We start from the raw sequence: 22190 nt of genomic DNA on the forward strand, positions 1-22190 counted from the left end.
CACATCAGGCATATAAGGCAGGGACCGCTCTCCGAGCGGTCAGGCTTCTGGCGGCCCTCCTCCCCCAAACTCCACTCCTCATCCCACGCCCCCACCGCCGTTCAAATTTTGCGCCCTTCTGCGCTTTTTCGCGGCAAGAACTCTCACGCTTTCCACCTCACAATCCCGCCTTTCATCCGTGGAAATTCGTGGTTCCTCCTCAAGCCACCCTCAACCTCAACTCCCGCGATACCTCCCGCCCGAATCCCTCGATCTTCACCCGGTCCGCATGCACCTCCACGATCGAATACGCCGTGTTCTCCGGGTGATGCAGCATCGAGCGGAAAGTCACATACGGGATTCCGTTCTTCTCCGCGAAGTCCCCGGCATGGTTGTGCCCGTTGAACCAAGCCATCACGCAGGGATGCTTCTCCAGCAGCGCCATCACCTCCACATGATTCCACATCTGGTGCATGTCCGCGGGCGCCAGCGGATGATGCCCGCACACGATCACCCGCTCCTTCGCCGCATCCGCCGCGGCCAGCTCGCGCTCCAGCCACGCCATCTGTGTCGCGGAGAATCCACCGTTCCAAGGCTTCGCCCCTGCGGCTCCCGCTGCCTCTAGCCCTGCCAGGATCTCTTTCGCCCTCGCCGTCTCCACGGAGGCGGCCGCATTCCGGTACACCGAGACCTCGTTCGTGTCCGTCATGATGAACCGGATCCCCCTGCTACGAAAGCTGTAGTAGTCGTGCGGCATCTCCAGCGTCGAGACCACCCGGCCCTTCTCCCCATCGGCCACATCGTAGTCGTGATTCCCCAGCAGGTGATACACCGGGTGCCCTAGCCCCTTCATCAGCGGCAGCATCACATCGAAGGACTTGAAATCCCGGTCGATGAAGTCACCCAGATGCAGCGTGAAAGCCAGATCCTTGCCATGCAGCTCTTCCACCGCCCGCTTCAGCTTCTCCGGTGTCGAGCGGTAGTGCCGCTCACCCTTCGCCTCCGCATCGGCATACTGAGCATCCGTGATCAGGCCGAAGCGTAGCAACGGCGGCGCTCCTTCCTCGGCTTTCACGATGCCGGGCAGTCCCCCGGCGATGGCGGTGCTGGTGAGGAAACGGCGGCGATTCATGCAGTGACCGGGGTCTTGAGCATTTGCTCGTAGCGCCGAATGTAATCCGCCGCCGTGGTCTCGTGATTGAATCTTGCTGACGATTCCGCCATCACCCGCGCTGTCTGGCGTGCCTTCTCCTCGGCCGGCAGCGCGTGGAATCTCAGCGCTTCTTCAATCGCCCAGCGCAGCCCGTCCGCGTTGAAATGCTTGAAGAGGAAGCCGTTCCCGCGGTTCCCCGGCACATCCAGCGGCTCCACCGTGTCGTGCAGCCCGCCCGTATCATGCGCGATCGTCAGGCTGCCATACTTCGGCGCGATCATCTGTGGCAGACCGCAGGGCTCGAAGGAGGACGGCATGAAGATGAAGTCGCTGCCCGCGTAGGCCAGGTGAGACAGCCTCTCGTCGAAGTCGTGCACCGCCACGCTCGCGAAGAGGTTGTGCATCTTCACGATGTTCTTGAAGTGCTTCTGGAAGCTCCCGCTAGCGACCACCGCGATCTGCATCCGCTTGTTGGAGACCAGATCGAAGAGGATCTCCGTGAGCAGCTGGCAGCCCTTCTGCACCGGATCGAGTCGCGAGGGCCAGTAGAAGAGCGGGATGTCCGGATCACCCTCCAGTCCCAGCCGCTCCTGGATCTCCAGCTTGTTCTTCCTCTTCCCTTCCGGGTGCGTCTGCGGCGTGAAGTGATGCGTCAGGTAGCTATCCGTCTCCGGATCGAAGCCGGCATCCGGTGCGTTCAGGATCCCCGTCGCGCAGTCGGAGTGAACCTTTCCGCGCAGCTCGTTGCGGATCGCATCAGGAATGAAATGATGCCCTCCCTCCACGATCTCCTTCAGGAAGGTCGGGCTCACCGTGTTCACATGATCGGCCGCGAAGATCCCGCTCGTCAGCAGGTCGACCGGGTTGTTGCCGCGGCTCTCCTCGTAGGTCCAGGGCGCACGGCGGTAAAAGAGATGCTGCCAGAAGTCCGCAGCATCGATCCCGCGGTCCTCGATCTGGGCCAGCGTCAGGTGCTCCGAGTGGATGTTGTGCACCGTGAACAGAGAGGCGATCCCGTGCCGCTTCGCCACCGCCGGGATCAGCCCGGTCATCCAGTCGTTGCAGTGGATCAGATCCGGCCGCACCTGTGGGATCGTGTGGTTGATCACTTCGCGCTGGAAGGCCAGCGCGATCAGATGGTTCTCCGCACCATAAACGCTGGAGCGGTGATAGAAGACTCGGTCTTCCGCCAGGTGGATCCGCTGCTCCGGCAGCGCCCGGCTGACTTTCTCGAACTCGTTGTCGAACACGCTCGCCACATCCAGATGGAACATCCGGCGGTAGTTCGGCAGCGCCACGTGGACGTCGGCCCCTTGGTCATACAGCGCCTTCACCAGTGAGGCGGACACATCGGCCAAACCACCCGCCTTCGCGCACATGCGCTGGGCCAGGTTGCCCATGCCTTCCGGCAGGTAAGTGATCTCCGGGGTGACGACGAGAATCCGCGGACGACGGGGAGGGTTTTGAGACATAGGCTTTTCCGGGTTTCCTCAAATCTAGCCCCTCGCTGGCGGAGATTGCAAGAAACGGCGAAATAATCTGCGTTCGCCGCACAGCCTCAGGCACCTCCGTCCGGGAAGAGCGCCATCAGCACCACGTCGTCATAGATGCCGTCCACCAGCCGTCCGCGCTTCTTCACCCCTTCTTCCACGAAGCCAAGCTTTCGATAGAGCTGCATCGCCGCCTCATTGGAGGAATACACGCTTAGCTCGATCTTCTGCAGGCCGTTTTCCCAGCACCGCTCGATCGTCGCCTCCAGCAGCCGCTGCCCGATCTTCTGGCCGCGATAGTCCTTCAGTAAGCCCATCCCCAGTCTCCCGATGTGCGCCCCACCATGTTCTCCCGGGATGGCATCGCACCATCCCACGATCCTGCCCTCGTCCTCCGCCACGAATTGCGCATGCCCGGCGCTCACATTGCCGTTCACGAACTGTTCCACATTAGCCAGCGGTGGCCCCTCGATCGTCGCAAGATAGCGGCGCTCCCGGCACACCTCACCCAGCGTATCATGAAATCCCGCCGCATCGGCGGATCGGATCAGGCGGATCGTGATCATAGTAGCACTCGGATCATCAGCGTCCTATCAGATCCCTTTAGCCTCTGGGAGCGCGAACTTCGCGAAGCGAAGAGGTCCGGCTGACTACTCCAATCTTAGTCGGACAACTTCAGTCTGCCCGAACCCACCCTCACCGCCCGCCAAAAGGGTACGTAGTCCCGCCTTCAGGCGGACGAAGCAGCTCTAACATCCCACTCCACCCATCGTTGCGGAATGACTTCGTCATTCCGGCCGGGCGCGTCCCTCGAAAAGGCGCCGCCTTCACCGCTCCATCTCTCCAAGGAAGCCCCAGATAAAAAGCAACACATCCTAATCTGGGATCACTCACCTAACAGACCAACACCCCCAAACCCCGCCAAGGATTCACACATTAGCAATCACTCCGAAATCCCACGACAATCCCCGCTCACCCCAAGCCAACAATCCTCCCAAGACGAGACCCCTTATCTCTTCTCCAAATTTTGCGTCCTTCTGCGCATTCTCGCGGCTAGACCCAGTAACCCGCCCCCCTGCCTCTCTTCACCGCCCATCCCAAAAACTCCCCTCCTTCACCAGCGAATCCTCAAACTCCCGGATCACCCTCAAGCCCTCCTTCAGCTCATCCACCCGCCCCGCCGCCCGGTCGATCCGCTCCGGAAAATCCTCCTCCACCTGAAACAACAAGGGCTTCTCCTTCGAAGCCTCGAACCCGTGGCCCGTCTTCAACTGCGAGATGATCTTCGTGTGAATCTTCCACGGCCCGAAACGCGCCGCGTTCACCTCCTTGCTGTCCGCATAGATGAAGCGGAAGTCCTTCACCATCCCTTGAAGACCCGTCACCCCGAGCAATCCCCGCACATCTCGCCCATCCATCGTGCGGTCCTCCGGCACCTTGCCCCCCGCCAGCATCATCACCGTCGGGAACACATCCAGAGCCGAAGCAGGCTCCCTCACCACCGTCTCCTCCGGAATCGTCCCCGGCCAGCACCACACGCCCGCCACGCGTTGCCCGCCTTCCCACGTCGATCCCTTCCCGTCGCGGAAGGGTAGGGCGGAGCCCACCAACAATCGCGCCTCATCATACACCGGATGCCTCGCCGTATCCTGATACAGGATCCACGGCCCGTTGTCGGAAGTGAAGATAATCAGCGTGTTCTTCGCGATCCCGCTTTCTTCGAGCGTCGACCGGATCCGCCCCAATTGATGGTCGATCTCGCTGATGCAATCGCCATACCGCCCGCGCGGCGACTTCCCCTTGAACTCCTCCGAAGCATGTACCGGCAGATGCGGCATGTTCGGCGTCATGTAGATGAAGAATGGCTGCTCCTTCTTCTCCCGGATGAAGCTCACCGCTGCATCCGCATAGCGCTTCGTCAGGCTTTCCTGCACCGACACCTTCGTGTCGATGTCCTCCTCCACGATCTCGTAGCCGGGAATCGGATTTCCTTTCTCCGCCGGACCTTGGATCAGGTTCGATCCCGTCTCGTAATCGTTGGACACGTTCGTCCCCAGCCAGCGATCGAAACCGTGGGCGAGGGGAAAGGCCTCCGCTGTCATCTCGTTGGCCGCGTTCGGTGTGCCTAGATGCCACTTGCCGAAGATCGCCGTCGCATAGCCCTGCTCCTTCAGCCCTTCCGCGAGCGTCAGTTCCTTCACATGCAGATGTCGCTTCGTCTCCGGCCCGATCGCCCATGATGGCAAACCGGAGCGCAGATGATTCCTACCCGTCAGAATCCCGTAGCGGGAGGCCGTGCAGGCCGCCGCTGCGGAATAGAACTGCGGGAAGTTCGCCCCTTCTCGCACCATCTTCGTCAGGTTCGGCGTTGCGATCACCGGATTGCCCGCATGCGCGAAGTCTCCGTAGCCCGCGTCATCCAGCAGGATCACGATCACGTTCGGCTTCTCAAAGGCTGGCCGCGCCGCCAGCACGAGGCCCGGCACGAGGAGCAAAAAGGCGAGAAACGATCGCATGGGTGGCTTTAGACGCTTTCAAATGAGGAAACCTGTCAAGGGTGCCCCGGGGCCCGCCTGAGATTCAGAGCGCCGCAGGCTTGCCCCTCGCAGTTTCAAGCGCTTTGCTCCCCCGGCCTTGGCGGATGAGGAAAAAAAGCAGAGCCGGTGGCGGCGGATCAGCGTCTTCGGCGATTTGCCGACGCGCCTGCTCATGCACGGCCTGAAGTCCGCCCCGTGGTTCCTTGAGCCCGTGCTCATCCCGCCTTGGACCCTGCTCTTCTTCATCGTCGCCGGCGAACAGCGCCGCGCCGTGATCGGCAACCTGCGGGCCCTCTTTCCGCAGTGGTCTTACCTGTGCGCCCTCGCCGGAGCCTTCCGGGTCTTCCTGAACTTCGCCTCGACCTACGTCGATGCCCTGCGCTGTGAGACCGGCACCGGCGATGTCGATTGGGTCATCGACGGCCTTGAACATTTCGAGGACCTCCGCTCGCGGCAGGAAGGCTGCCTGATTCTCACCGCGCACATGGGGAACTACGACATGGCGGCCCCGCTGTTCTCTTCCAAGTTTGGCCGCACCGTCCACGCCGTCCGCGCCCCCGAGCGCGAGCCCGAGATGCAGGCCATCCGCGAAGCCGAGCAAAAGGAGAAGGAGCGCCTCAACCCCTACTTCAAGACCTGCTTCAACACCGGTGGCGACATGCTCGGCGTGGAACTCGCCCGCTTCCTCAACCAGGGCGATGTCGTCGCCGTCCAAGGCGACCGCGTGATCTTCGAAGTTTCTCCGATGGAAGCCGAGGTCGAGCCCGGCCTCCACATGCGCCTGCCGCGCGGCCCGCTTTATCTTGCCCGCATCACCGGCGCGGCCACCTTCCCGCTCTTCATCATTCGCGAGGGCTGGCGCCGCTATCGTATCCAGGTCCATCCGCCTCTCGATCTCCCGCCGCGTGTCCGTGGCCGCGGTGAAGACCCGGCCACCCCCGTTTGGGCCGGTGCCATCCTCGAGACCGTGCGCGGCCACTGGCAGCAGTGGTTCGTCTTCGAGCCCGTCCTCCGCCGCGATGAAAGGGGGCCCGCATGAACTGGCCCCGCCTCCCGGAAAAGCTTTCCCGCAATCGCGCCGTCACTCCCTTCTTCCGCGCCTTCGGCGGTCGCCTGAAGGTTCCCCCCGGCGATGCCGTGCGCATGTCCGCTCAGGAAGGCCTTCACCGCCCGGAGCGCATCGCCCTCTCGCTCTTCGTCCCGCTCATGGTTGCCGCCATCGTGCTGGACCTCCTCTGGCGTCTGGGCGGGCCCATGGTCGCATGGATCGGCGTCCTGCCCGGCACCTTCCTCTTTCTGCACCTCATGGCCTTCGGTCTCGGCGGCCGCACCTCAGGCCTCCAGTGGGGCCGTTGGGAAATGGCCATTTCCTTCTGGGCCGTCTGGCAACTCTGGTTCGCTGGCGGCACCGGCGTCGGCCTTTTCGTTCTCCTTTGGGGCTTGTTCATCCTGTTGAACTTATGTGGCATCATGGCCCTCATCTGGCAGGCCCTCATGACCCGCCAGCCCTTCCTGACCACCAATTTCCGCTGGTTCTTCTTCGTCATCCTCCACACCCCCGCCTGCTGGATGGCCGGGAAGTGGGGTTTTCCCGGCCTCTTCGCCGGCCTCATCCCACTCGCCCTCGCTTGGAGTCTCGGCACCTTCCTCCCGAACTCCCGCCTCTTCGGTCCCATGGTCTCCCGCGTCGAAGGAGACGGCCCTCTCATCACCATCGACGACGGCCCCGACCCGGAAGACACCCCGGCAATCCTCGATCTGCTCGATGCCCACGGCGTGAAGGCCGTGTTCTTCGTCATCGGCGAGAAAGTCGCCGCCTACCCCGATCTCGCCCGGGAAATTGTCCGCCGCGGCCACGAAATCGCCAATCACACCATGACCCACCCCGCCGGCAGCTTCTGGGCCGCCGGATCGCTTCGCACCCGCCGCGAGATCGCCGGTTGCAGCCGCATCATCGAGGAGATCACCGGCGTCCGCCCGCGCTGGTTCCGGGCTCCCGTCGGTCACCGGAATTGGTTCACCCATCCCGTTTGCCACGAACTCGGCATGGAAGTCGTCGCATGGAAGCGCCGCGCCTTCGATACCGTCCGTTCGGATGTTCCGGGCATCGTGAGCTGCCTCACGAAGAACATGAAGGACGGCGACATCCTTCTTCTCCACGAAGTCACACCGGTGGCGAAGGAAGTCCTATCCGGCGTGCTCGACTCGATGCGCCGCTAGCTCTCAGGCCACCTCCAGCACGATCAGGTGATTGTTGAAGGGAGTGCCTCCCCACAGCGGTTCGATACGCACCTTGCCGTGCTTCGATAGCACGCGCTCGAAGTCCGCGGCAGTCGGATAGTGCGTCGGAGCCGCCTTCATCCACGCGGTCACTTTGGCCAGCAGGTCTCCCGCCACCGTCACCTTGAAGCGCCAGGATTCGTCCTTGATCGCGGAGCGGATCACCAGCTTGCCGCCGGGCGCCACGCGGGAAGCCGCGATGTCCAGCAGCGTTTCCTGCTCCTGCGGGGTGAAGAACTGGAGGATGTCCAAAATCGTCACGTTGCCGGAATGCTCCGGAAGTCCCTCCCGCGCGTCGTGGGTGTCGAAGCTGATTCCGTTATGCGCCAGCACCGATACCACCCTGCGTGCCGCTTCGATTTTCCGGGGATCATAGTCCAGCCCGTGGATAGGGAAATGCAGTCCCTTCTCCCGCAAATAGAACGCGAGCAGACCCATGCCGCAGCCTAGGTCCAGCAAGGGCATCTTGCTGCCGTCCAGTTCGTGAAAGACCGCCCCGTAGAGCGGATCGGTCTTCACTTTGGAAGAGACGTAGGATCGCGCCCAGATCCCGGGAAAGGGGGCGGAAAGCTTTTTGGCAAGTTGGGCGGTCACAGGACGGGTGGACTGTAGGAAAGGAGCGGGTTTTCCCCGCGCAAGGCAAGCCAAGGGAGGCGGATCAGGAAGCCGAAGAACAGGCGCGTGTGCATCCAGGTCAGCAGCGTGTTGTCCCGCAGATAACGGAACTGCGAGATGCCTCCTTCCTCCTTGGTGAGATATCGCACGGGTGTCGGAAGATTCACGATCGGCACACCCCGCCAGGCGAGCCTCACCGCCACCTCCGGATCAAAGTCGAAACGCCGCGCGAAACAGGTGCTCTCGAAGACTCGCACGAGTTCCTCTGCGGGATAGAGCCGCATGCCGAAGAGCGAGTCGTCGATGCCCCAGCCCATGGTTTCGAGATTCGCCCAGAAGTTGGAAACCTTCCGGCCGTTCACCCGCAAGGCTGGCGCCGATGCATCGAAGACCGGGCGACCGAAGACCGCCGCTTCCGGATGTATCTTGGAAATTCCGAAATAGCGTGGAATCAGATCCGCCGGGTGCTGGCCGTCCGCATCCATGCACAGCACGTGAGTAAATCCTTCCGCCAGCGCGGCACGCGTGCCATGCAGCACCGCCGAACCCTTGCCCGCATTCTTCGGTAGCACCTCCACCCGGAGACGTGGATGATTCAACAGGGGCTCAAGCAGGGCAGGGGAGCCGTCGGTAGATCCGTCGATCACCACCCGAACATCGACATCTTGTTCCAGCGCCGCCGCCACCGTGGTCGGCAAGATAGGTCCCGTATTGTAGCTGGGAATGAGAACAAGGGGACGGGACACCGGCATGCCCGGGTAGAGTGAACGCCCGGAGGCCCTCGGTCCAACCCCGAATCCGCGCTGCAATGCCACTTATGGTTGTACTGGCAGTGCAAGACGCGCGATCGTGCCGCCGTCTTCGCGGGGTTCGAGGCTTACCCAGCCGCCGTGCAGTTCAGCAGCTTCCCTCACCAGGGTCAGTCCGAGACCCGTACCCTTGCGCCCCGAGGCATGATGGCGCAGCGAATAGAAGCGGTCGAAGACGCGGTCGGTGGCGTAGTCCGGAATACCCGGCCCGCGGTCGGAAATCTCGATAAACGCGGTGCCGTTCTCACGCCGCAGGGCGATATCCACGGTCCCGCCGGCCGGTGAGAAATCGATCGCGTTTTCCAGCAGGTTCGTCACCGCGGAACGCAGGATGAAGGCTTCACCTCGCACGGGCACCGGCTCGTAGGGAAGCTCCACTTCGAAACGAACTGCTGCTAACTCCGCCGGCGGTTGTCCCTGCTCGACGGCTCGCGCGACAATCGGGCTCAGGTCCACGATTTCCGTGACATCAAGGCTGCTCCGACCTTCGAGGGCGGAGAGCTCGAGGAGACGGTTCATCAGTCGCTCGGCCCGCACCGACTCGGAGCGGATGTTGCCCAGGAAGCGCTGGCGGTCGGCTACCGGCATGTCCTCGCCGAGAAGTTCGGCCGCACCGCGGATCGCCGCGAGCGGACTCTTCATCTCGTGGGTCAGCGTCTGCACATAGCGCTCGGCGTAGCGGCGGCCTTCGAGCGCTTCGCGCATCGATTCCAGAGCGCGCGCCAGCGTATTGACTTCCTTGCCTGCGCCGAGCTTCGGCAGCGGCGGGCGTTTGCCTGATTCGATCTCGCGCGCATACTCGGTCAGGCGACCTACCGGCAGGTACTGCCAGATGAAGACCGCGGTCACGAGGAAGAGGATTCCCGCGCCGATCAGGCCGGTGCCCCAATAGATACTGCGGCGCCTGGCATCCACGATCGGCAGCACGTCCGCCTGCGGTTTGTAGACGGTCAGCACGCCGAAGGGCTTGTCGACAGTTCCGACCAAGGCTCCGACATGGAGCACGGAAGAATCGGGATTGTCCTTGTCCACCCGACTGCTGCGGGCGCCGTACTCGCCGCGCAGCGTGAGCGCCACGTCACGCGAGCCTGAAAGATTCAGTCCCTCCAGCCTGCCGCTCGAATCGAAGATGACCTTCCCTCGCGAGTTGGTGAGATAGGCCCCCAGTCCCACATGGTCCTTGAGATGACCATGAATCAGCGCCTTGAACTGCCTGTCCTGCGCTCCCTCGAATCCCTTGCGGAAAGTTTCCTCGTCGAAGCCACCCTTCTTCAAGTCCTCCTCTACGAAGGTCGCCAGCAGTTGGGCCACATCCACCATGGCCTCTTCGGTCGCCTGATAGGTCTGGGGCTCCACCACCGAAAGCTGTTGCCGCAGCAGCAAGTACAAGCCTACCCCGATGATGAGGGCGATGATCAGGAGCGTGACCCGGGTAAGGCGCATCGGTGGCTTCGCGAGTGACTGCGCCGCTTAGGGGACGAAGAGGTAACCGAGGCCACGGCGGGTCTGGATGTGATCTTCCGCACCTGGCTTTGCGACCCGCAGCTTGGCCCGGATCGATTTGATGTGGGCGTCGATCGTCCGGTCGGTCACGGCGCCGGGATCCGCCCAAGCGTGGTCGAGAAGTTGGTCGCGGGTCAGCACGCGGCGGGGATTTTTGAGAAAGACCAGCAGCAGCTTGTACTCGTGGGCGGTCAGATCAAGCTCGGTCCCGTGGCAGTGGATCCGCATGGCGGAGGGGTCGTGATGCAGCGGGCCGGCGCTCTCCCCGGCGGGGGCGGGGGTGCCGTTCGCGGCCGGAGCGGTTCCTGCCGGGGCGGCAGTGCTGGCGCGGCGCAGGATCGCCCGGATGCGGGCCACGATCTCGCGCGGGCTGAAGGGCTTGGTCACGTAGTCATCTCCGCCCAATTCAAGTCCGAGGATTCGGTCGACTTCGCCATTCCGCGCGGTCAGGAAAAGAATCGGGATGCTCGAGCTTTCTCGCAGTTTCCGGCAGACATCCAGACCGGTCATATCGGGGAGGCCGATGTCGAGGATCGCGAAGTCGAAGGGCTTCGAAGCGAAGGCATCCAGTGCTTCCTGCCCTGTCAGGGCGTGGTGCACCTCGAAGCATTCGGTTTTCAAGGCATAGACGAGAGTATCGGCGATGGCAGGTTCGTCTTCGACGAGCAGAACGTTCATGGCAGGATGGTAAGGGAAAAACGCAGCCGGGGAAATGGACTTAGAAGGGCACGAAAGCGGGCCGCGACAGAACCTTGGGTAAACGGCTGGCGAGGAGAATCCAAGCCGCGAGGATGGCGATCGCCAGCGGAATCGCGTCCGCTTGGTCGACCCGCCCGGAGGCGTATGCGATCCACGAGGTGGAACTCAGAATCCAGAACAAGCTGCTTGGCACGGGCTGATTGGAAATCAAGCGCATGCAGGGAGAGTGAAGGTTCCGTGAAATCGCAATTATTGCGTCTCGGATGCCTGCTTTTCGTGGATTTTCGCCATTCCGGGGACGTCGGCGCTCAGATCCTTCAGGTCCACTCCGCTGAAGCCCAGCCGCCGGGCTTCTTTCAGCAGCCATGCGATCCTCTGGGCCGCTGCCATCGGAGGCAGTCCTTTCGTTCGGATGTTCGAGACGCAATTCCGCTCTGCATCGGTATTCCCGGGTCTCGGGGTATGAACCAGATAGGCCCCCAAGCTGTCCGGTGAGCCCAATCCCGGCCGCTCTCCGAGGAGTATCAGAGCTGTCCGCGCTCCCAGCAGATCCCCGATTTCATCCTGCAGTGCGACCCGCGCGAAGGGTGCGATCACCAAGGGGGCGATTTCCCACCCGACGAGCAGCGTTATCAGCACGGCGACAAAGGGAGGCCCATGCCGGTGGGCCGCTTCCGCAGACAGACCGTCGGAAAGGATGATGACGAGATCGAAGCCATCCGCCCGGCGAAGCGCCGAAAGCTGCCCGGCGGCATCCGGCGTCAGGCACCGGCCTAAATCCGGGCGCTGGAGGTAGGTTGCTCGATCCGGCGCTTGGGAGGGAGCTAGGATCGAAGACAGACCCCGCTCCTCCAATTCGGCTGCCAACCCCACAGGATCGAAAGCTTGGTGAACTGCATCCCGGGCCCGAGCGTGGGAAAGCCGGAAGTCGAGCAACTCGCCATGCGGCACCGAGCCGCCACTACGTCCAAGCGCTACACGGGCCTCAGTCCATTGTCTTAGCGAATCTGAGAGTTCTCCGCTCATGCCGTGTCGAGTAGTCCCAGCCGGGCCGGCGCATCCGCGAGGGCGGGGGAGTGATCGAGAAGCCTTCCCCGCTGGTCGGCGATCCCGGCCGTCTCCAACCAAGCCTCGAACTCGGGTGCGGGCTTCTTCTTTAGGACCTGCCGCAGGTAATGCGCGTCGTGGAAGGACGTCGATTGATAGCCGAGCATGATGTCATCCGCTCCCGGAACGCCCATGATGTAATTGCAACCGGCCACCCCGAGCAGCGTGAGCAAGTTGTCCATGTCATCCTGATCCGTCTCCGCATGATTCGTGTAGCAAACGTCGCAACCCATCGGCAGGCCCAGAAGCTTGCCGCAGAAGTGGTCTTCCAGTCCGGCGCGGATGATCTGCTTGCCGTCGTAAAGATATTCAGGGCCGATGAAGCCGACGACCGTGTTCACCAGTAGTGGCGAGAACTCCCGTGCCACGGCGTAGGCGCGCGCTTCCAGCGTCTGTTGGTCGATGCCGTGGTGGGCATTCGCCGAGAGCGCGCTGCCTTGGCCGGTTTCGAAATACATCAGGTTCGTGCCGATCGTTCCCCGCTTCAGCGAGAGCGCGGCATCATGGGCCTCCCGCAGCAGGGCCAGATCGATGCCGAAGCTTTTGTTCGCCGCTTGCGAGCCGGCGATGGATTGGAACATCAGATCAATGGGAGCCCCTTCCTCGATCGCCCGGATCTGGGTCGTAACATGGGCGAGCACGCAGGATTGGGTGGGAATCCCGTAGCGTGAGATGAGATCATCCATCAGGTACAGCAACTCGCAGGTGGTGCCGACTTGGTCAGTCGCGGGATTGATGCCGATCACCGCGTCGCCGCAACCCATCAGTAAGCCGTCTAACATGGAGGCCGCGATCCCCCGCAGGTCGTCGGTGGGGTGATTCGGCTGCAAGCGCACCGAGAGCCTTCCTGGTAATCCGATGGTATTGCGGAAGCGGCTGATCGCTTGGCATTTGGAGGCGACCAGGATCAGGTCTTGGTTGGCCATGATCTTGCTCACCGCCGCCACCATCTCCGGGGTCAGTCCCGGGGCCAGTGCGCTGAGGGCGGCGTGATCCGTCTCGTAGGCGAGAAGCCAATCACGGAACTCGCCCACGGTCATGCCGGATATGGGGCGGAAGGCCTCGGCATCGTGCCGGTCGAGTATCAGGCGTGTGACCTCATCCTCGTCATAGGGGATCAGGGGATTCTCGAGGAAGTGGGCAAGGGGCAGGTCCGCGAGGAGATATTGTGCGGCCACCCGTTCTTCAGCGGACTCTGCCGCCAAGCCCGCCAAGACATCACCGGAGCGATGAGGGGTCGCTTTCGCCATCAGGGTCCGCAGATCGCGAAACTGATAGCCTCGACCGGTGATGGTGGTGGACCAGGACATCCGTGCCATACCATAGCATCGCCCGGGCCGTTTAAAGGGAGAACCTAGGTGAAACTCCACGCATCCATGTCGAAGACCACGGTCACGTCTTCCGGCAGCGTGGTCTTCTGGAGGACCTGCTGGACATGGCGGGTTAGCGGACGGGCCTTTGCACTGCGCAGCATGAGCTGAAAGCGGAACTGTCCGTGCGATCTCACCAGCGGGCTCGGCATCGGCTCTCCCAAGCTGATCCCCGGCGGACAGTCTTCTTTCAGACGCCGGTGCAGTGTTTCCAAAGTGAACTCCGCCCGGCGCTCGTGAGTCGAGCGGCTGGTCAGCATCGCGCAGTGAGCGAAGGGGGGGAACTCGAACTGCCTGCGGAACTCCAACTCCTGTTCCGCGAAGCCATCGAAGTCATGGTGCCGCGCAAACTGGATCGAGGGCGAATGCGGCGTGAAGGTCTGCACGATGACTTCTCCCTCCAGGTCACCGCGGCCGGCCCGTCCTGCCACCTGCGTCATGAGCTGGAAGGTCCGTTCGCCGGAGCGGAAGTCCGGCACGTGCAGGCCGATGTCCGCATTCAGGATGCCGACCAAGGTCACGTTGGGAAAGTGAAGTCCCTTCGCGATCATCTGGGTCCCCACCAGCACGTCGATCTTCCGTGCTTGGAAGGCATTCAGCAGGTCACGCAGCGCGTTCTTCTTGCGCATGACATCCGCATCGATGCGCGCGATCTTCGCCGCGGGTAGCACCTTCGCCAAAACCTCTTCCACCTTCTGCGTGCCGAAGCCCTGCAGGGCGATCGAGGGGTCCCGGCACTCCGGGCACTTCTTCGGCACCACCGCCTGATGCCCGCAGATGTGGCACATCAACCGTTCATCCTCGCGGTGGTAGGTCAGTGAAATCGAGCAGTGCGGGCACATACACACGTGACCGCAGGAAGGACACTGGAGCGAGCGGGCGAAGCCGCGGCGGTTCAGGAAAAGGATCGACTGCTCCTTCTTCGCGACCCGCTGCTCTAGCGCCACCCGCAGGCGGTCCGAGAGGATTGCCATCCCGCCCTTGTGTTTCTTCGACTCCAGGCGCATGTCGAGCACCCGGATCAAGGGGAGTGATTGTCCGTCCGCGCGCTTGAGCATGCGTAGCAAGCGGTACTTCCCTTCGAGTGTGTTCTGGTAGGACTCCAGCGATGGAGTCGCGGAGCCGAGAATGATGGGGCAGCCCTCCAGCGAGGCCCTCAGCACCGCGACATCCCGGCCGTGGTAGCGCGGGATCTGGTCCTGCTTGTAGGAATTCTCATGCTCCTCATCGACGAGGATCAGCCCGAGATCCGGCAGCGGCGCGAAGACCGCGGAGCGAGCCCCGATCACGATCCTCGCCTTGCCCTTGCGGATGCGGTGCCACTCATCGAATCGCTCGCCCTGCGAGAGATTCGAGTGCAGGACCGCCACTTGGTCCTGGATGTCCGCGAAGCGCGAGCGGAAGCGCCGCACCGTCTGCGGGGTCAACGAGATTTCCGGCACCAGCACCAGCACGGTCTTGCCTAGGTCCAGCGTTCGCCGGGCCGCTTGCAGATATACCTCGGTCTTCCCCGATCCGGTCACGCCGTGAAGCAGGATCGGCTGCCGCGGCGTGCCATCGGGGGCTTGCAGCAACTCCAGGATCACCGCCAGCGCCGCCTCCTGCTCCTCGTTCAGCGGGAGAGGAGAGTCAGGCAGGATCTCTTCCACGCCATCCGCCTCGGGATCGCGCCGCACCTCCTCCTCGATGAGTCGTACCAGCTCTTGCTTCACCAGCGACTTCACCGAGGCGGAAGCCCCTTCACCGAGATCCGCGAGGGCGATCTTCCTGTCGGGCGAGTGAGCGAGGATGGCCAGAATGGCGGCCTGCTTGGGTGCCCGCTTCGTGATCTTCGCCAGCACTTCGGGATCCGGATCCTTGTCCAGAATCACGGTCTTCCGCACCTTCGCGGAATTGTCCTCCGTGCGCACCGCTTCCGGCAGCAAGGCCCGGATCACGCTCTCGATACTGCATCCATAGTAGTCCGCGATCCAGCGCCCCGCCTCCAGCAGCTTCGGCGTGATTAGCGGGTCGGGGTCGCTGAGCGAGTGCAAGGGTCGAAGCGCGAATCCCAGATCGCCGGGAGTTTCGACCAGATCCAGCACCGTGCCCTGCGAGGTTTTGTTCCGCAGGGGCACGCGCACGCGGCAGCCCGGCACGACCGGCAGGCCGTCGGGGATGGCATAGTCGAAGACGAGCTCGGAAGGTCCGTCGATCAGGACACGCGCGGCGGGCATCTGCGGAAGGATTGGCCATCCCGTCACGGACGTCTACACGCGATCCGCCTCAAGCCGGATCTTGCTCTGGGCGCCGGGATGTTCCATCTATCCGGGATGATCCGTTGGACTGCCCTTCTCTCCACCCTGCTTCTTGCTTCCTGCTCGGACGCCGGCAAACAGGCCAAGTATGAGCCGATGGAAGGAGACATCCTCTTCCAGTCGCTGCCGAACGAGCCCGGTCTCGATCTTGTGGACGCTATTGAAGGCGCGACCGAGTCACCCTATTCCCACTGCGGCATGGTCACCAAGGATGGCGAGGAATGGGTCGTGCTTGAGGCCATCGGTCCGGTGAAGGAGACCCCGCTGCAGGAATACATCCAGCGTGGGCGCGACCACAAGTTCTGGGCTTACCGCTTCGAGGAGGACAAACGGAAGCATATCCCGGCCGCGCTGAAGGCGATGCGGGAAGACATGGGCAAGGAATACGATGCCCGCTACCGCTTCGACTCCGAGAACATCTACTGCTCCGAGCTCATCTTCCGCGGCTGGAAGGCGGCCACCGGCGAGGACTTGGGCAAGGTCGTGAAGCTCGGTGATCTCAAGTGGGAACGCTACAAGCCGGTGATCGAAGCGATCGAAGGGCAGGGGAATCTTCCGCTCGACCGCGAGATGATCACCCCGCGCGACATGGCCAAGGCAAAGGGACTGAAGCAGATCTATCCCTGATTTGCCCGCGGGCCCCGGCGATGCAGGCCTTTTGAAGTTGCCGCAGCGCATTCGTGAGCTATGCTCGGGCTTTCCATGCAGTCTTTCACCGTCATCAAATCCGGCACCGGCATTCGCCTCGCGGCGAAGCGCGGTCAGGGTTGGTGCGGTCATCGCATGGCTGCCTTCCGGGTCTGACCGGGCAAGCTCCTTGATGCGGGACTATCCCCGTGCTTGCCCGCCCTCCTTGTCACCCGTTTGCGCATTCCGCCCGCGGCACTCCACCGTCCGGGCCTCAACCGATTTATGTCATGAACTCACCACGCCTGTTGAACGAGGGCGATCTTTCGCGTCTCGCAAGCCTTCTTGAAAACCGCCTCACGACCGAACACCGGAACCAACTGCTCGTCTTGCTCGGCCAAGCGGCATCCACCCGCGATGCCGCCGAACTCGAATGCCGCGTTGCGCTCGGCGACCGCATCACCCTGGTCTCACCGCTCGATTCCCGCGATTGGTACAAGCCGGAGATCGTCCTGCCGGATCAGGTCGATCTGGATGAAGACATCATCTCCGTGATGACGCCGGTCGGACTCGCCGTGCTCGGTCGGCGCATCGGCGACCGCGTTTCCTGGGAGACTCCGGCGGGAACCCGCTGGATGACGATCACGGCGGTGCACAAGCACGTGCTCTCCTAAGGAGCTTCAGTCCCCATCCCACATCTTCCGGAAGCCGTTCTTTTCGCGGGTGGCTTGTCTGACCAAGCCACTGGCGGAAACGGCTCCGGGAGTCGTGATGTCGAAACCGCACTGCCCCAGCGCCTGCGCCGTCCACACGTTGCAGATGCGGGGGAAGTAATAAGAGTAGTTGTCCGGGCACTGCACGAGGCGCCCCTTGCCCCAGCTCGAGGGCGCGATCGTGATCGGGGTCCCGTCCGGATTCTTGTCCGCGCAAGCGTTCAGGAATGCGGCGAGCGCCGGGCCGTGCGAGCGCTCCACTTTCGCCAGATAGCCGGTCTGGTGGTGGCAGACTTCCGGAACCTTCCAATCGATCGGGATGACCTCCATCACCGAATCGGAAGGGGTGCAGAGAGCGCGGAAAACCTGAACCGGAGAGAGCCAGCGCTTCTGCGTGTAGGCGGTCTTCTCGCCCCAGCTCATGGTCACGAAGTCCGTCTTCGGCACCTCCGGCGGCATCACGTAGCCGGATTCCTCCAGCCACTTCCGGTCGAAGACCAAAGCGGTGTGGAGGTTATCGGAGAGCAGGTAGAGCTCCACGCCCTCGTCGGCCGCCACCGGCACCGTACGGGTCTTCACCCGCGTGGCCAGATGTTCCGGCTCCGGCAGATGCATCGTGCAGGAGGCCAGAATCGCCAGCGGGAGCAGGAGAAGCGAACGGAGCAGGAACATGGCGGGAAACGGGATGTTGGCCCGTCGGCAGCCTGTGTCAGGGCGTGCCGAAGGAGCAGATGTATTCGCAGGGCGAATCCGTCACGCGGATCGTGAATCCGCTATTGGCGGCGACGGTGAAGGAGGAACCGGCGGCGACCGCACGGGTCTCGGTGGTGCCATCGATCACCACTTCGCAGGCACCGGCAGTGATTTCCATCACTTCCGGGTCAGCGGTGCCGAAATGATACTCGCCCGGGAAGATCACGCCGAGCGACTTCTTCCGGCCGTCGGCCAGGATCAGGCTGTGGGAGACGACCTTGCCGTCGAAGTAGACATTGGCTTTGGTCGAGACGGAGACGTTGTCGAATGAGTCGGGCATTTTAGAGAATATCGAGGAGTTCCACGTCGAAGACGAGCATGCCGGCAGGCGCACCGGGAGGCGGATTCTCGCCATAGGCCAGCTTGGCCGGGATCCAGAAGCGGCGTTTCTCACCGCCGACCATGAGCTGCACGCCCTCGGTCCAGCCGGGGATGACGCGGTTGAGCGGGAAAACGACCGGCTCGTCGCGGATGACCGAGCTGTCGAAGAGTTCGCCGTCCGTGGTCCAGCCCGTGTAGTGGACTTCCACCTGATCGGTTGCTTTCGGGTGGCGGCTGCCATTCCCGGGGGAGAGCACCTTGGAAGCCAGCCCGCTCGCCGTTTTCACGGCATCGGCCGGCGGCGCGGCCACGTCTTCCGGCACCGGCGGCGGCTCGGGAGCCTTCTTGATGTCGAAAAGCTCGACGTCGAAAACCAGCATGCCCTTCGGTGCTCCGCCGCGGGGATTCTCCCCGTAGGCAAGGTTCGCCGGGATCCAGAAGCGGCGCTTCTCGCCGGTCACCATCAGTTGCAGGCCTTCGGTCCAGCCCGCGATCACTTGGTTCAGGGCGAAGGAGATGGTCTTGCCGCGATCCACGGAGCTGTCGAACTGACGGCCATCGGTGGTCCAGCCGGAGTAGTGAACCGTCACGGTGTCAGCTGGCCCCGGCTTATCGGAGCCGTCCCCTGCTTGCAGGACCTTGGAAGCCAGACCCGTCGGGCTGGTGATGGCATCGGCGGGCGCGGCTTTGACGTCTTCAGGAGCGGCTGGCATGGCGGGGGGAGCCTTGGCCCGCGATCGCCTGACTGTCAATCCGCCGAATCTAAGGCCTCGTCCTTCGTGCTTTCTGCAAGCTTCCGGTCGATCAGGAAGGGGCCGAACGGCAGCAGCGAGGCGATGAAAGCGATCGCGCACTTCTTCCCGCTCAGGGCCCGGGCGCCCCATGCTTGGAAGAGTACCAGCAGGAAGGCCATCACCAGCACCCCATGGATCATGCCCACCATGCGCACGCCGGTGACCCCCATATCCTGCATGCCCAGGCCCTCAGCGCGCTTTAGCACGGAGAAGACGAGCAGAATCAGGAGCGAGATGGCTTCCACCATGCCCACCGCGCGCACGCGGCCGACCGGATCGCGGAGATCGGGAATTGTCATGACGGCGGGGAGGGGAGCATGCCGGTGCCGCTTGTCAATATTGCCTGCCGCCTCCGTTTCAGCAAGAATGCGGCCATGCCGGAATTGATTCTCTCCCCCACCGTCATCAAGGCGGCCGGTCAACCTCCCAAGAAGATCGAGGAATTCTTCGGTCGCGTGAACTCGGGCGACAGCTCGGTGAGCATCGCCCGCATGACCAGCCCGACGGGTTGGGTTGAGCCGGGACAGACGCCCGAGTTCGACGAGTATACCGTGGTCCTGCGCGGCTGCTTGAATGTGGAATACTCGGACGGCGTCATCGAAGTCCGGGCAGGCCAAGCCCTGATTACCCGCGGCGGCGAGTGGATCCGCTACAGCACGCCGGAGGAAGGAGGCGCCGAGTACATCGCCGTGTGCCTTCCCGCCTTTTCGCCGAGCACGGTGCATCGCGACGAATAGAAGGGTAACAGGGCCAAAATCGGCCATCAAATGCTGGTGGCATCCGGTTGTGCCACATGTTAGGGATCATGGAATTGTGTCGATTTTCGGCACCGCTTTTCCAAACCCATGAATCCCCGCTTTTTCCTGTTGCTGCCCCTCGTAGCCCTCGATTCCGCCTCCGCTGCCGGCTTCCAGCTTCAGGAGCGTTCCGCCTCCGGGCTGGGTCGGGCTTTCTCCGGAGAGGCTGCCATGGGAGACGACGCTTCCGTACTCGCCTCGAATCCCGCCGGCATGATTCTGCTGCAGGACGAGTGGTCCTTCGCGGTTGGCGTCAGCGCCATTTTCCCGGAGGTGGAGATCTCCGGGACTTACGCTCCCCCCGGGGCTCCTCCCGGTACCAGCATTCCCGCGAATGGCGGGAATGTCGCCGATGATGCTTACATTCCCTACCTCTACCTCACCAAGCGTCTGAACGATGAGTTCGTCTTCGGCTTCGGGAGCTACACGACCTTCGGGCTGAAGACGAGTTACCCCGTCGGATTTCCCGGCAGGGCCATCGCGGATTTCAGCGAGCTGGTTTCCTACAACCTCAATCCTTCGCTGGCGTGGGAGATCAGCGAGACCTGGTCTGTCGGCTTGGGTTTCGATGCCCTTCGGGCGGATGGGAAACTGAGCTCCTCGACCACCTCCACCCTGCCGCTGCTCGATCTAGCCGGGGACGATTGGGGCTATGGGTTCAATGCCGGAGTTCTCTTCAAGCCGGCCGAGCATACCCGCCTCGGCCTGCACTACCGCTCGGCCATCGAGCTGGAACTGGAAGGGCGTGCCGTGTCCGTGGTCCCGGCTTTCAACGGTCCCGCCACCCTCGCGGTCGAGCTGCCCGATAGCGTCGAGTTCAGCGCCGTGCATGATATCGGCGCGTGGTCGGTGCATGGTGACGTGATGTGGACGAACTGGAGCAAGTTCAAGCAGCTCGCCCCTTTCATCATCGGCGCTCCCGCCCAGCCGCCCGCCACCCCGGAGAATTGGGATGATTCCTGGCGCTTCGCGCTCGGCACCACATGGCGGGCCACGGAGACATGGACCTTCCGTGCCGGGGCGGCCTATGACCGGACTCCCGTGCCGGATGCCAATCTCACCCTGCGCATTCCCGATGCCGACCGCATCTGGCTCACCGCCGGGTTTTCATGGGAGTTCACGCCCTGTTGGACCTTGGATGCAGGCTACGCTCACATCTTCGCGGACGACGCCTTCATCAGCGAAGGCAGTGCAGCCACCGGCTTCTTCCGTGGCGAGGCGACGGGGTCTGCGGATGTGATCTCACTGGGGCTTTCGGGACGCTTCTGAGTCCTGAAAGATGGACGCCTTTTCCCATCGCCATCGCCGGGGCGAATCCGCTAGATTCCTTGGCGGATGACACCCCGCGTCAAGCAAACGGCCTCGATCACCATTGGAGAGTTTTTCGAGCGCCACGCCGGTGCCCTGTCGATGACCCTGCTGGGGGAAAAACACGGCTTCGAGCGTCCCATCAGCGAGCCCGCGCCGAACCGTCCCGGTCTCGCGCTAGCCGGGTTCTTTAGCTATTTCGCCAAGAAGCGCATCCAAGTCCTCGGTAATTCCGAAATCTCCTACCTCAAAAAGCTCACCCCGCAGATGAGCAGCGAGCGCTTCCGCCGCATGTGCGAGCGGGATATCCCGGGGATCGTCGTCTCGCGTGGTGCGAGCCTTTGCAAGGAGCATATGGAGATCGCCGCGGAGCACCGCATCCCGGTCTTCGGCACCACGCTGGTGACCATGAAGTTCCTGAACGCCGCGACCCTGCGGCTGGAGAACGAATTCGCGCCAAACGTCACCATGCACGGTTGCATGGTGGACCTTCGGGGTATCGGCGTCCTGATCATTGGCAAGAGCGGTGCCGGCAAGAGCGAGACCGCCATCGGCCTGATCGAAAAAGGCGGAGCCCTCGTCGCGGATGACATGGTCCGCATCAAGTTGGCCAATGGCGAGCTCACCGCCTCCGCCCCCGCCCTTTCCCGCGGCTATCTGGAGATCCGCGGCATCGGCATCGTGAACGTGGCGAACCTCTACGGCCTCGCCTCGATCCGCCCGGAGAAGCGCCTCGACCTCGTGGTCACGCTCATCGCCTACGCCGATCAGAACGAGATCGACCGCCTCGGCCTCCAGCCGAAGTCCTACGAAATCCTCGGCCAGCAGGTCCCTCACGTGGAGGTCCCCGTCGCCCCGGGCCGCGATACGGCCCGCATGGTGGCCATCGCCGCGCTCGACCAGCAACTCCGCCGCCTCGGCTACAACATGGCGGATGAGTTCAACCAGCGCCTCCTCCGCCACATGGCAGGAGAAGTCTAAAGGCAAATGACGAATGCCGGATTTCCGAATGAAGGAAATCCCCGGATCTTCCCGAGC

Annotated in this window: 23 protein-coding genes; 7 read left to right on the top strand and 16 right to left on the bottom strand. The window is 63.0% G+C overall.

Annotated elements, in window-relative coordinates; translation table 11 throughout:
• Window positions 1–199 precede the first annotated feature (199 nt).
• From OJ996_RS15720 to OJ996_RS15735, 4 genes are all read right to left on the bottom strand, one after another.
• A complete protein-coding gene (locus OJ996_RS15720; RefSeq protein ID WP_264514579.1) occupies window positions 200–1111 on the bottom strand; it encodes a metallophosphoesterase in 912 nt (303 codons plus the stop codon).
• The gene (locus OJ996_RS15725) at window positions 1108–2604 is read right to left on the bottom strand and encodes a glycogen synthase (protein ID WP_264514580.1); all 1497 of its coding nucleotides are present in this window, start codon (window positions 2602–2604) and stop codon (window positions 1108–1110) included. Before OJ996_RS15725 ends, OJ996_RS15720 begins: the two co-directional genes overlap by 4 nt.
• 86 nt (window positions 2605–2690) lie before the next feature.
• Window positions 2691–3188: a GNAT family N-acetyltransferase gene (locus OJ996_RS15730; protein ID WP_264514581.1), complete on the bottom strand. Its 498-nt coding sequence runs from the start codon at window positions 3186–3188 to the stop codon at window positions 2691–2693.
• Window positions 3189–3707: 519 nt separating this feature from the next.
• Window positions 3708–5138, bottom strand: a complete 1431-nt coding sequence (locus OJ996_RS15735) for a sulfatase-like hydrolase/transferase (protein WP_264514582.1) — start codon at window positions 5136–5138, stop codon at window positions 3708–3710.
• A gap of 118 nt (window positions 5139–5256) precedes the next feature.
• Between OJ996_RS15735 and OJ996_RS15740 the strand changes: the two genes are divergently transcribed.
• Both OJ996_RS15740 and OJ996_RS15745 read left to right on the top strand, forming a co-directional pair.
• Entirely contained in the window at window positions 5257–6198 is a 942-nt protein-coding gene (locus tag OJ996_RS15740; RefSeq protein ID WP_264514583.1) for a lysophospholipid acyltransferase family protein, read from the top strand.
• The gene (locus OJ996_RS15745; RefSeq protein WP_264514584.1) at window positions 6195–7379 is read left to right on the top strand and encodes a polysaccharide deacetylase family protein; all 1185 of its coding nucleotides are present in this window, start codon (window positions 6195–6197) and stop codon (window positions 7377–7379) included. The genes OJ996_RS15740 and OJ996_RS15745 overlap by 4 nt, the downstream gene beginning before the upstream one ends.
• A gap of 3 nt (window positions 7380–7382) precedes the next feature.
• Here OJ996_RS15745 and OJ996_RS15750 read toward each other — a convergent pair whose 3' ends face one another.
• The 8 genes from OJ996_RS15750 to priA all read right to left on the bottom strand — a co-directional run bounded on the left by OJ996_RS15750 (window position 7383) and on the right by priA (window position 15758).
• Window positions 7383–7958, bottom strand: coding sequence for a class I SAM-dependent methyltransferase (locus OJ996_RS15750; protein WP_264514585.1), 576 nt, complete (start codon window positions 7956–7958; stop codon window positions 7383–7385).
• A 71-nt stretch (window positions 7959–8029) separates the two neighbouring features.
• Entirely contained in the window at window positions 8030–8806 is a 777-nt protein-coding gene (locus OJ996_RS15755) for a glycosyltransferase family 2 protein (protein WP_264514586.1), read from the bottom strand.
• A 63-nt stretch (window positions 8807–8869) separates the two neighbouring features.
• Window positions 8870–10306 carry a two-component system sensor histidine kinase CreC gene (gene creC / locus OJ996_RS15760; protein WP_264514587.1) on the bottom strand — a complete coding sequence of 479 codons (1437 nt, stop codon included), beginning with the start codon at window positions 10304–10306 and terminating at the stop codon, window positions 8870–8872.
• A gap of 27 nt (window positions 10307–10333) precedes the next feature.
• The gene (gene creB / locus OJ996_RS15765) at window positions 10334–11044 is read right to left on the bottom strand and encodes a two-component system response regulator CreB (RefSeq protein WP_264514588.1); all 711 of its coding nucleotides are present in this window, start codon (window positions 11042–11044) and stop codon (window positions 10334–10336) included.
• A 40-nt stretch (window positions 11045–11084) separates the two neighbouring features.
• Entirely contained in the window at window positions 11085–11282 is a 198-nt protein-coding gene (locus OJ996_RS15770; RefSeq protein ID WP_264514589.1) for a hypothetical protein, read from the bottom strand.
• Between the two features lie 32 nt (window positions 11283–11314).
• The gene (gene eutC, locus OJ996_RS15775) at window positions 11315–12091 is read right to left on the bottom strand and encodes an ethanolamine ammonia-lyase subunit EutC (RefSeq protein WP_264514590.1); all 777 of its coding nucleotides are present in this window, start codon (window positions 12089–12091) and stop codon (window positions 11315–11317) included.
• Window positions 12088–13482, bottom strand: a complete 1395-nt coding sequence (locus OJ996_RS15780) for an ethanolamine ammonia-lyase subunit EutB (RefSeq protein ID WP_264514591.1) — start codon at window positions 13480–13482, stop codon at window positions 12088–12090. The genes eutC and OJ996_RS15780 overlap by 4 nt, the downstream gene beginning before the upstream one ends.
• 44 nt (window positions 13483–13526) lie before the next feature.
• Window positions 13527–15758, bottom strand: coding sequence for a replication restart helicase PriA (priA, locus tag OJ996_RS15785; protein ID WP_264514592.1), 2232 nt, complete (start codon window positions 15756–15758; stop codon window positions 13527–13529).
• Between the two features lie 96 nt (window positions 15759–15854).
• Between priA and OJ996_RS15790 the strand changes: the two genes are divergently transcribed.
• Window positions 15855–16466 carry a YiiX/YebB-like N1pC/P60 family cysteine hydrolase gene (locus tag OJ996_RS15790; RefSeq protein ID WP_264514593.1) on the top strand — a complete coding sequence of 204 codons (612 nt, stop codon included), beginning with the start codon at window positions 15855–15857 and terminating at the stop codon, window positions 16464–16466.
• Window positions 16467–16756: 290 nt separating this feature from the next.
• Window positions 16757–17140 (top strand): GreA/GreB family elongation factor, encoded by a 384-nt coding sequence (locus OJ996_RS15795; RefSeq protein ID WP_264514594.1) that lies wholly within the window; start codon window positions 16757–16759, stop codon window positions 17138–17140.
• A 6-nt stretch (window positions 17141–17146) separates the two neighbouring features.
• Here OJ996_RS15795 and OJ996_RS15800 read toward each other — a convergent pair whose 3' ends face one another.
• From OJ996_RS15800 to OJ996_RS15815, 4 genes are read right to left on the bottom strand one after another with little or no spacing between them, the layout of a single operon-like run.
• Window positions 17147–17851, bottom strand: a complete 705-nt coding sequence (locus OJ996_RS15800) for a DUF2459 domain-containing protein (RefSeq protein WP_264514595.1) — start codon at window positions 17849–17851, stop codon at window positions 17147–17149.
• A gap of 37 nt (window positions 17852–17888) precedes the next feature.
• Entirely contained in the window at window positions 17889–18212 is a 324-nt protein-coding gene (gene ppnP, locus OJ996_RS15805) for a pyrimidine/purine nucleoside phosphorylase (RefSeq protein ID WP_264514596.1), read from the bottom strand.
• Window position 18213: 1 nt separating this feature from the next.
• A complete protein-coding gene (locus OJ996_RS15810) occupies window positions 18214–18966 on the bottom strand; it encodes an FKBP-type peptidyl-prolyl cis-trans isomerase (RefSeq protein WP_264514597.1) in 753 nt (250 codons plus the stop codon).
• 35 nt (window positions 18967–19001) lie between these two features.
• Window positions 19002–19346, bottom strand: coding sequence for a DUF3817 domain-containing protein (locus OJ996_RS15815; RefSeq protein WP_264514598.1), 345 nt, complete (start codon window positions 19344–19346; stop codon window positions 19002–19004).
• 75 nt (window positions 19347–19421) lie between these two features.
• On the opposite strand from OJ996_RS15815, the gene OJ996_RS15820 reads away from it, so the two are divergent.
• The 3 genes from OJ996_RS15820 (at window position 19422) to hprK (ending at window position 22133) form a co-directional block, all read left to right on the top strand.
• Window positions 19422–19784, top strand: a complete 363-nt coding sequence (locus OJ996_RS15820; RefSeq protein WP_264514599.1) for a cupin domain-containing protein — start codon at window positions 19422–19424, stop codon at window positions 19782–19784.
• A 108-nt stretch (window positions 19785–19892) separates the two neighbouring features.
• On the top strand, window positions 19893–21113 hold the full coding sequence (locus OJ996_RS15825; protein ID WP_264514600.1) for an OmpP1/FadL family transporter: 1221 nt from the start codon (window positions 19893–19895) through the stop codon (window positions 21111–21113).
• Between the two features lie 66 nt (window positions 21114–21179).
• Window positions 21180–22133 (top strand): HPr(Ser) kinase/phosphatase, encoded by a 954-nt coding sequence (gene hprK / locus OJ996_RS15830; protein WP_264514601.1) that lies wholly within the window; start codon window positions 21180–21182, stop codon window positions 22131–22133.
• Window positions 22134–22190 lie beyond the last annotated feature (57 nt).

The organism is Luteolibacter rhizosphaerae (assembly GCF_025950095.1).
Taxonomy (GTDB): domain Bacteria; phylum Verrucomicrobiota; class Verrucomicrobiia; order Verrucomicrobiales; family Akkermansiaceae; genus Haloferula; species Haloferula rhizosphaerae.